Source organism: Enterobacter sp. 50793107 (assembly GCF_001463365.1).
In the GTDB taxonomy this organism is placed as follows: domain Bacteria; phylum Pseudomonadota; class Gammaproteobacteria; order Enterobacterales; family Enterobacteriaceae; genus Enterobacter; species Enterobacter cloacae.
Genome location: NZ_LNII01000114.1, coordinates 1 through 9,316, shown reverse-complemented (window position 1 = coordinate 9,316; position 9,316 = coordinate 1). Strand labels below are relative to the sequence as shown.

The 9,316-nt window shown below is 48.0% G+C and carries 14 protein-coding genes; 12 read left to right on the top strand and 2 right to left on the bottom strand.

Annotated elements, in window-relative coordinates; translation table 11 throughout:
* Positions 1-107, top strand: a 107-nt coding sequence (locus APU11_RS28070; protein WP_129949912.1) for an IS3 family transposase, incomplete at its 5' end; no start/stop codon positions are given.
* A gap of 33 nt (positions 108-140) precedes the next feature.
* On the top strand, positions 141-305 hold the full coding sequence (locus APU11_RS28065; protein WP_275045093.1) for a hypothetical protein: 165 nt from the start codon (positions 141-143) through the stop codon (positions 303-305).
* 13 nt (positions 306-318) lie between these two features.
* On the opposite strand, the gene APU11_RS15015 is transcribed toward APU11_RS28065, so the two are convergent.
* The gene (locus tag APU11_RS15015) at positions 319-603 is read right to left on the bottom strand and encodes a hypothetical protein (RefSeq protein ID WP_058651443.1); all 285 of its coding nucleotides are present in this window, start codon (positions 601-603) and stop codon (positions 319-321) included.
* A gap of 167 nt (positions 604-770) precedes the next feature.
* Here APU11_RS15015 and APU11_RS28490 point away from each other — a divergent pair, with 167 nt between their 5' ends.
* From APU11_RS28490 to APU11_RS14970, 10 genes are all read left to right on the top strand, one after another.
* Entirely contained in the window at positions 771-911 is a 141-nt protein-coding gene (locus APU11_RS28490) for a hypothetical protein (protein ID WP_155687068.1), read from the top strand.
* A 25-nt stretch (positions 912-936) separates the two neighbouring features.
* Entirely contained in the window at positions 937-1,188 is a 252-nt protein-coding gene (locus tag APU11_RS15010) for a hypothetical protein (protein ID WP_058651444.1), read from the top strand.
* Positions 1,189-1,396: 208 nt separating this feature from the next.
* Positions 1,397-1,885 carry a DUF1441 family protein gene (locus APU11_RS15005; RefSeq protein WP_020884621.1) on the top strand — a complete coding sequence of 163 codons (489 nt, stop codon included), beginning with the start codon at positions 1,397-1,399 and terminating at the stop codon, positions 1,883-1,885.
* A complete protein-coding gene (locus APU11_RS15000) occupies positions 1,885-3,987 on the top strand; it encodes a phage terminase large subunit family protein (RefSeq protein WP_058651445.1) in 2,103 nt (700 codons plus the stop codon). The genes APU11_RS15005 and APU11_RS15000 overlap by 1 nt, the downstream gene beginning before the upstream one ends.
* Positions 3,984-4,199: a hypothetical protein gene (locus APU11_RS14995; RefSeq protein ID WP_001704123.1), complete on the top strand. Its 216-nt coding sequence runs from the start codon at positions 3,984-3,986 to the stop codon at positions 4,197-4,199. The genes APU11_RS15000 and APU11_RS14995 overlap by 4 nt, the downstream gene beginning before the upstream one ends.
* Entirely contained in the window at positions 4,196-5,695 is a 1,500-nt protein-coding gene (locus APU11_RS14990) for a phage portal protein (protein WP_010429887.1), read from the top strand. The genes APU11_RS14995 and APU11_RS14990 overlap by 4 nt, the downstream gene beginning before the upstream one ends.
* Positions 5,640-6,227 carry a head maturation protease, ClpP-related gene (locus APU11_RS28910; protein ID WP_239691331.1) on the top strand — a complete coding sequence of 196 codons (588 nt, stop codon included), beginning with the start codon at positions 5,640-5,642 and terminating at the stop codon, positions 6,225-6,227. The genes APU11_RS14990 and APU11_RS28910 overlap by 56 nt, the downstream gene beginning before the upstream one ends.
* Positions 6,175-7,410 carry a site-specific integrase gene (locus APU11_RS14980; protein WP_058651447.1) on the top strand — a complete coding sequence of 412 codons (1,236 nt, stop codon included), beginning with the start codon at positions 6,175-6,177 and terminating at the stop codon, positions 7,408-7,410. Before APU11_RS28910 ends, APU11_RS14980 begins: the two co-directional genes overlap by 53 nt.
* Position 7,411: 1 nt before the next feature.
* Positions 7,412-7,654 (top strand): AlpA family phage regulatory protein, encoded by a 243-nt coding sequence (locus APU11_RS14975; protein WP_058651448.1) that lies wholly within the window; start codon positions 7,412-7,414, stop codon positions 7,652-7,654.
* Position 7,655: 1 nt separating this feature from the next.
* On the top strand, positions 7,656-8,498 hold the full coding sequence (locus APU11_RS14970) for a DUF2971 domain-containing protein (protein WP_058651449.1): 843 nt from the start codon (positions 7,656-7,658) through the stop codon (positions 8,496-8,498).
* A gap of 139 nt (positions 8,499-8,637) precedes the next feature.
* Here APU11_RS14970 and APU11_RS27010 read toward each other — a convergent pair whose 3' ends face one another.
* Positions 8,638-9,219, bottom strand: a complete 582-nt coding sequence (locus APU11_RS27010) for a putative phage abortive infection protein (RefSeq protein ID WP_131729164.1) — start codon at positions 9,217-9,219, stop codon at positions 8,638-8,640.
* Positions 9,220-9,316 lie beyond the last annotated feature (97 nt).

The following is a 9,316-nucleotide window of genomic DNA, read 5'->3' as shown; positions in this document are numbered from 1 at the left end:
ATTACATCGAAATGTTTTATAACAGTAAGCGTCGGCATGGTTCTAGCGAACAGATGTCACCGACAGAATATGAAAACCAGTATTATCAACGGCTCGGAAGTGTCTAGATTATCCGTGGCGATTCAGTTATTAATGCTACCGTGAGCGTAAGGGCACTGGCGGTACCAATGTTAAGCATCTTCCATATGGAGGTTTATATTGCTCGAATTGAGGGTGGTACGATTGAATATTATGAGGATGAAGCCATAAAAGCTGCTGCAAAGGTCATCAGCGTTGTGAATAATGATATTAATAAAGCGGCCTGAAGGCCGCTCATAATTATTTAATGAACTTCTCTGGTTTCGGCTGGAACATTTCTTGGATAGACGGCTGAAGCAACTCGTTGATGGCAGACTTGATAGGTCCTGACTGACTGTGATTTAGTTTATCCAGAGACTGTGAAAGCGTTTCTCTGAGTTTGGAAGAAAACTGACCATTGCCTAATTGCTCATCGAGAAGCTTGATCATGTGAGTGATTACAAAGTTTGTAGCGGCACCTTGTTTTGCCATCTGCTGTTCAAGATTAGCGATTTTTTGCAGAAGTGATGCTGTTTGTTGATCCATTTAAATTTCCTAATGCAGAGGTTATCAGCCATACCTCTTCATTGAGTGCGCCAGTGTCCCACCACTAACGGGCTGAAACCCAACTTTAACCAAGGTTAAAGCGAAGCAACACCCTGATATTCAAACAGTAGCCGCAATTTTGCGGCTTTTACAATGGAGATTGTCTGATGGCTGAAGACATTAAGTTTGTGGGGGGAGACCACCATACCCGCATGGGGCTGGGGCAACGTCTCACTGCGATGCTGGAAGTTTCAATGCTGGTGGGCTTGAAAATGGATAAGTGCCATCTTTATGCAATAGTTAAATAGCGGAAACACACACAGGAATGCATAAATGGTCTCCTATAAATTGCTTTATACATTCATGATTTTCAACGATGCCGATATTGCTGTTCGATATGAGGTTTTTGGTGATTGGGGAGGTCAGCCGGTGATGGCTCTCCCATTCCAATTTATGTCTGTGACGATCAATAACGAGATATCCACCATGTGGCGAGAGATTGCATATGTTGATATTTCAGGCGTTCAGCCAACAGAAGGTGCATTGTTAGCTGCTTGCGAAAAACATAGGGCGACAATTAACTAATTGCTAAGTTTAACTAAACCGCCTTCGGGCGGTTTTTTATTGGCAATCACATGGGTCCTCCAATTGTGGGCGGCCTACCACGGGGCGGCTGGCTCGCGGGAAACGGCTAGTTTTTCGGATCCAGGGTCATCATCATGTGCACAGGTCTTTGATTTAATTAGAGGCCATTTTCGCAAGATGTCGAATCGTTCAAAAAGTGTTCACCATCATGGACCAGGAAATTGCCACTTTAAAACTCAATATCAACCAGCTGGCAGGGATAACCGGCGTACACCGTCAGACGGTTGCCGCGAGACTGAAAAATGTTGAACCTGCTCCAGGCAGCAACAGCAAGTTAAAGCTCTATCTGGTGACCGACATTCTGACCGAACTGATGATCCCTACCGTTTCGGCCAACATCGATGATATGCCCCCCTCTGACAGGCTGTCCCACTGGAAAGCAGAGAATGAGAGGCTGAAGTTCGAACAGGATACGGGGCAGTTAATACCCGCAGATGAAGTGGCGCGAGAATTCTCATTGATGGCGAAAGCCGTCGTCATGGTACTTGAAACCCTCCCGGATGTGCTCGAGCGCGACTGTGCTTTAACGCCTGCTGCAGTAGTTCGTGTGCAAAGCGTTATTGATGATCTGCGCGACCAGATGGCGGAGAGGGTGCAGGACGCTGAAAAAGAGGAGGAAGAGCCTGAGGAGGACTGATGGCAAAGCGGGTATCCGCCAGGGACATCCACCGCGATGTCTCCGGTATTTTACGAGCCCCGCGTCGTATGCCGGTGGCCGATGCGGTCAGTACTTATATGCGCGTGCCAATGGGGGCGGGAAACTCAGTTCCATGGGATCCGGATCTGGCACCCTATGTGATTGAGCCGATGAACTGCCTGGCATCGCGTGAATACGATGCGGTGGTGTTTGTGGGCCCGGCGCGAACGGGTAAAACCATCGGGCTGATTGACGGCTGGATTGTTTATAACATTGTCTGCGATCCGGCAGATATGCTTGTGATTCAGGTATCTGAGGAAAAAGCTCGCGAGCATTCCAAAAAACGCCTGGACCGTACTTTTCGCTGTAGCCCTGAAGTTAAAAACCGGTTAAGCCCAAGACGTAACGATAACAACGTCTACGACCGTACATTCCGCGCCGGTAACTATCTGAAGCTTGGCTGGCCATCCGTCAATATCATGTCGTCCTCGGACTATAAGAGTGTGGCGCTGACGGATTATGACCGCTTTCCGGAAGATATCGACGGGGAGGGGGATGCTTTTTCACTGGCATCGAAGCGTACCACGACATTCATGTCCTCCGGGATGACGCTGGTTGAAAGCTCGCCCGGGAGGGATATCAGAGACACAAAATGGCGGCGTTCCACGCCCCATGAAGCCCCTCCGACCACCGGAATTTTATCGCTCTATAATCGTGGTGACCGCCGTCGTCTTTACTGGCCATGCCCGCATTGCGGCGAATATTTCCAGCCGGAAATGGACAATATGACCGGGTACCGCGACAGCAGCGATCCTGTGCTTGCCAGCGAAGCGGCTTTTCTACAGTGCCCGGCCTGTAAAGGCAGGATCACACCGGACATGAAGCGTGCGCTTAACATGAAATGTGTCTGGCTCCGGGACGGGCAAACCATCGACAGGAAAGGCCAGGTTAGCGGTGATGGCCGTCGTTCCCGTATTGCCTCCTTCTGGATGGAAGGTCCGGCAGCTGCTTACCAGACCTGGGCGCAGCTTATTTATAAGTTCCTGACCGCCGAGCAGGAATATGAATCCACGCGCAGCGAAGAAACCCTGAAGACGGTGATCAACACCGATTTCGGCAGGCCCTATTTGCCGCGGGCCAGCATGGAGCAGCGTAAAAGTGAATTGCTTGAGCAGCGTGCCGAAGAAGTCCCAAAACGCTCGGTACCGGACGGCGTGCAGTTTCTCACTGCGACCGTGGACGTGCAGGCCGGGCGCAACCGGCGCTTTGTTGTGCAGATTACGGGTTATGGAAGTATGGGTGAGCGCTGGATAGTTGACCGTTACAACATCCGGCATTCGCTGCGCTGCGACGGCAACGGGGAAAGCTTACAGGTGGATCCGGCGAGCTACCCGGAGGACTGGGATCTTTTACTCACCGACGTCTTTGATAAAACGTGGCCACTCGCAGCTGACCCGTCAAAGGGCATGCGGTTGATGTCGATGGCCGTGGACTCAGGGGGGGAAGATGGCGTGACGGATAATGCCTACAAATTCTGGCGCAGATGTCGTCGTGAGGGGCTGGGTAAGCGTATCTATCTCTTCAAGGGGGACAGCGTCAGGCGCAGCAAACTTATCCAGCGAACGTTTCCAGACAACACGGGCAGATCAACGCGCCGCGCACAGGCGACGGGTGATGTGCCTCTTTATCTTCTCCAGACCGATGCCCTTAAAGACCGGGTGAATAATGCGCTGTGGCGTGATTCACCCGGCCCTGGCTATGTGCATTTCCCCGCCTGGCTGGGCAGCTGGTTCTATGACGAACTGACGTATGAGGAACGCTCGAATGAAGGGAAATGGAGTAAGCCCGGCCGGGGCGCAAACGAAGCATTTGACCTGCTCGTTTATGCCGACGCGCTCGCCATCCTTAGTGGTTACGAAAAAATTAAATGGCCGTCAGCTCCTGAGTGGGCACGGCGGGAAACGTGGATCGAGGACACGCAGACGGAAACTGGCGAAATGCCATCCCCGCCGCCTGCGCCGAAATCTAAATCAAAACCAAAACGTGATAAGCCCGTAACCGAGCAGGCTAATCCGTGGTCTTCGTCAGGAGGTTGGGTGTGAATCCAGCAGATATTCAAAACATGATCGACCGCTACGCTGCAGCCGAGCTGTCTGTTCTGGAGGGGAAATCAATCACTTTCAACGGGCAGCAGATGACGCTCGAAAACCTGTCGGAAATCAGAAAAGGCCGTCAGGAATGGGAGCGACGACTGGCTACGCTCAATAACAAACGCCGCGGGCGACCCGGCTACAGGCTGGCGAGGTTTGGATGAGTTTTTTAGATGATGCGATAGGCCTGTTTTCACCAGGCTGGAAAGCCTCACGCCTGCGTGCCCGCGCAGTTATTAAGGCGTATGAGGCGGTAAAGCAAACGCGTACCCACAAAGCCCAGAAGGAAAATCGTTCAGCCGATCAGCTCAGCCAGATGGGGGCGGTTTCACTGAGGCAGCAGGCGCGCTGGCTGGACAACAACCACGATCTGGTGATTGGCGTTTTCGACAAGCTGGAAGAAAGGGTGGTGGGTGCGAAGGGCATCATAGTTGAACCGCATCCGATGCTGACTAACGGGAAGATAGCTAAAAAGCTGGCCACTGATATCCGCAGAAAGTGGGGCGAATGGTCCGTAAGACCCGATGTTACAACCCAGTTTACCCGCCCCATGCTGGAGCGGCTGATGCTGCGAACGTGGCTCCGGGACGGTGAGGTATTTGCTCAGTTGGTTCGCGGTACCGGAAATGGTCTTCAGCCGGTTGCTGGCGTGCCGTTCTGGCTGGAAGCGCTGGAGCCGGACTTCGTGCCGATGAACAGCGATGCCGCCACCCAGCTCAATCAGGGCGTTTTTGTCGATAACTGGGGGCGCCCGAAAAAATATCAGGTCTATAAAAGCCTGCCAGTATCCGGGCGTCAGTTCGATACCAAAGAGATAGATGCAGAAAACATGCTTCATCTCAAATTCACACGACGCCTGCACCAGACCCGCGGAACGTCTCTATTGTCAGGTGTTCTGATGCGTCTGAGCGCGCTGAAAGAGTACGAGGACTCGGAGCTTACCGCTGCCAGAATTGCTGCCGCACTCGGCATGTATATCAAAAAAGGCGACGGACAGAGCTTCGAGTCTGATTCCAGCAGCGATGACCGCGAGCTGATGATTCAGCCCGGTATGCTCTATGACGAGCTGCAGGCCGGGGAAGAAATCGGGATGATTAAATCCGATCGCCCGAACCCTAACCTCGAGTCGTTTCGTAACGGACAGCTGCGTGCCGTGTCCGCCGGCAGTCGCCTCAGCTTTTCCAGCACATCCAGAAACTACAACGGAACGTACAGTGCCCAGCGGCAGGAGCTTGTCGAGTCAACCGACGGATATCTGATTCTTCAGGACTGGTTCATCGGTTCAGTGACCCGGCCCATGTACCGGGCCTGGCTGAAGATGGCTATTGCTGCCGGAGAAATCAAGCTGCCGAGAGGCATCGATATGGACTCGCTTTATAACGCGGTTTATTCGGGGCCCGTTATGCCGTGGATTGATCCCGTTAAAGAAGCGAATGCCTGGAAAACGCAGATCCGCGGCGGTGCTGCTACTGAATCCGACTGGATACGTGCCAGCGGTCGCAACCCGGATGATGTTAAGTCACGCCGTAAAGCGGAGGTTGACGAGAACCGTGAACAGGGCCTGGTGTTTGACACCGACCCCGCCAATGATAAAGGAGGCACCAGTGCCGAAGCCAAAGAACCGGGCGCGCCACCGTCCGAAAGCCAGCGCAAAAAGTAATTCGTGGTTCCGCATGCAGGCCAGCAATAACAGCGAGGCCGACATTTTTATCTATGACGAAATCGGGTACTGGGGCGTAACGGCGAAACAGTTCGTCAATGATCTCCGGGCACTTGGGGACGTCACCCACATCAACCTTTATATCAACTCGCCAGGTGGTGATGTCTTCGACGGTATTGCTATTTATAACGCGCTGAAGCACCACGGCGCGGCGATTACCGTGCATATCGACGGTCTCGCGGCCTCCATGGCCTCGGTGATTGCTATGGTAGGCAATCCGGTCATCATGCCTGAAAACACGATGATGATGATCCATTATCCTTCACACTACCTCATGGGTACGCATGAAGAACCGGATCAATTCATTAACTCATTGTTAATTATGAAGAAGAAAGGAATGTTGTTTGCATTGCTTTTCTACTGTTTTTCGGCGTTACAGTTGAGTGTGTATTGCAATGTGTATTGCAGAATGAGGTTTTATGGCGGGCGAGAACAAGTTAAGCGACAAGGCGTTAAAAGCCTTACATGGTAAACCGCAGCCGCGTCAAAAGATGGTGGCAGATGGCCGTGGACTGTCTGTCAGAGTGAGCATGAGTGGCACAGTGAGCTTTGTTTATTTCTTCAGACATTCCGGCCGACAAAGCGCCCCCGTCTGGATGACTTTAGGCAAGTATCCAGATATGACCCTTAAACAGGCCAGGGAGAAAAGGGACGAGTGTCGAGGATGGCTGTCACAGGGACTTGATCCAAGGATAGAGAACAAACTCACCAAAGAGAGCCTGTTCACGCCTGTGACTGTTAAGAACGCTGTTGATTACTGGTTTGATAACTATGCCAGGGAAAAACGCAAAGAGACTGTGAGACTCTATCGCCGTTATGAGAGATACATCTTTCCCTACATCGGCGGCTTTCCTGTCGATAAATGCGGCCTATCTGACTGGATCAAGTGCTTCGACCGCATAAAGAAAATCGCGCCGGTTCAGTCTGCTGCAATGCTGATTGAGTTAAAGCAGATCTTCAAATACTGCCGGGTGCGCCAGTATGTGCGGTGCAATGTGCTGGATGATTTGAGCCCTAGTGATATCGGTAAATATCAGAACAAGAGAGAGCGGCTACTTGAGGAAAGCTACGTCGCCGATCTGTGGGGAGTGTACTTTCATGGTAAAGGCAAAACCCGTGTAATGAATTACAAAAAAAGGATGGCGATTTTGTGTCTCGTGTTTGGTTGCAGGCTGAGTGAGGCGCGTTTATCTACATGGGATGAGTGGGATTTCGATAAGTGGATTTGGACAGTACCTAAAGAGCACAGTAAAAACGGCGAAGAAATTATTCGCCCCGTTCCTCAAAAAATGCGCCAGTGGATCGTAAACCTGCATGAAGAGACTAAAAGGAGAGGCTACATACTTGGCGAACTGAAATCTAATTCAACTGTCAGCACGATGGGATGCACAAACTTTACCTCCCTTAAACATGAAAAACGCTGGTCATTACATGATTTGAGACGAACGTTCTCGACAAGTCTTAACGATATGGGCGTTGATTTTATGATCGTAGAGCAGCTACTGGGGCATACCATAAAGGGCGTGGCCGGAATCTATAACCGCAGCAAGTATATCCCCCAGAAACAAGAAGCACTGGACCGATGGGTTGACTACCTTGATGGGCTGGTGGGTGAAGAAAATACAGTAAAAGTAATTAAGAAAAGGAGTGCCTGATATGGCTATGTTATCCGTTGTGAAAAAAGAAGATCTCCAGTACATGCCTGAGCTTGATAGAATGATTCGGGAACCTGAATGCCGTGCTATGACCACGTTGTCTAACTCAACACGCTGGCGTATGGAACAGGAAGGAAAATTTCCAAAGCGCATCAAAATCGGCCCATCTGCTGTTGCATATCGGCTTTCGGAAGTGCAGGATTGGGTTAAAGGTAATTGGTTGAAGAATAATGTAGGAGGGTAAGGTGGGTCTATTCCATTATACAGACTTGAATGGTTTTAAAGGCATAGTAGAAAATAGCTCTATATGGGCGACAAATATACATTTTATGAATGATAAAAATGAATTCATTCATGGGTGTTTATGCTTTAAGAATGCTATAGATTATTTGAATGAAGATGTGGTGCCAAGTGGTTTAAAAAGAATGCTTAAAACTGCTATTAGCAAGTATGATGATCTGGGATTGGTGGCGCATGAAAAATCAAGGCACGTATATTCTATCTCGTTTTGTCGTGGTGTAGATAAACTTAGCCAGTGGCGAGGTTATGGGAATTCTCAAGGAGTATCTATTGAGTTCGATGAGCTTGAACTTATTAACGGATTGGAAAGAGATAATTTATCTTTTAAACATGGTGATGTTATTTATACCGAAGAGAATAGCACCGTTGAAATTAATGAAAAAATAACTGAATTTTTTTCTAATATTTCCGAGCAATATCTTGAAGATAATAAAGATGAGGGGGATGGATATGCAAACTCATTTATGAGGTTTATAACTGCAAATATACTCATTGAATCAAATATTCCATTCTTAAAAAATTCTGGATTTGCCGAGGAAAATGAATTTAGATTAGTCTTTTCTCGTGGCATTTTCATGCCTAAGGTGAATTTTAGAGTAGGGGGTTATGGACTAATCCCATATCTTAATATCAAGATGAAGGGTGGTGATAGATTGCCTATAAAAAAAGTAGTAATTGGGCCGGCTAAAGATAACGAATTAATTCATTTAGGGGTTAGAATGCTTCTAGATGAAAATGGATATAACGATGTATTAATAGAATTCTCAAGTGTTCCCTATAGGGGATGAATATGATGTCACCATATTGAGAAAATATTATGATTCCCGATGTGTATAAGGTCTTAGCGAGATATGCTAAGTATCAGTAGTGTAAGGTAAGTAAAGGTAAAGATTAGTAAAAGGGAGGTGTCTCCCTTTTAGGTTTTAGCTATAGGAATTTGATTCGATCTGGATTACTGCCAAAGGCAGTATCATGATACCTTCTCGCAATTTCACCTAATGGAGTATGTTTATTATGACAATCCTTTATCCTTAATTGCTTTTGTGATAGAGATTGTAAACTTGGGTGGTTATATTTGTTTAAAAAGTTCTTATTGAATATTAGATGCTCTAGTAGTGAGTAGCGTTCAATTAATAATTTATAAGGATAATACTGGTCGCCATTTTTGGCATGAGCGCAATTAATAGCTAGTAAATATGTAATCTCACTATCCATGTGAGCTCGTACAAGACTTGTGAATTTCTTTTTTCCACTAGTGTCAAAAGGATAGTGTCCAGCATTATTGTCTATATATTTAATGACATGGTATAGAATCCTAAAATAGCTTCCATAAAAATCATCCATTTCATGCATGACTTCATTTTGTTTGTCAATGAACTGTTTGGAATCTGGAAAAGCATTGTTTTCTATTAAAAAAGAATGTGCATCAATAACTTTGTTAATATTATCATGATATTCTTTAGATGATTTTAGATGTTCTAAAGATTGATTGTGTTGTGAGAGTAACAATGAAAATGTCGATTCTACGGATGCCTGTTTTTTTGCGATTAATGCAACTAAGACAGCAGCACAGGTTCCAAGAGCTGTCTCTTATAAACATCTGACG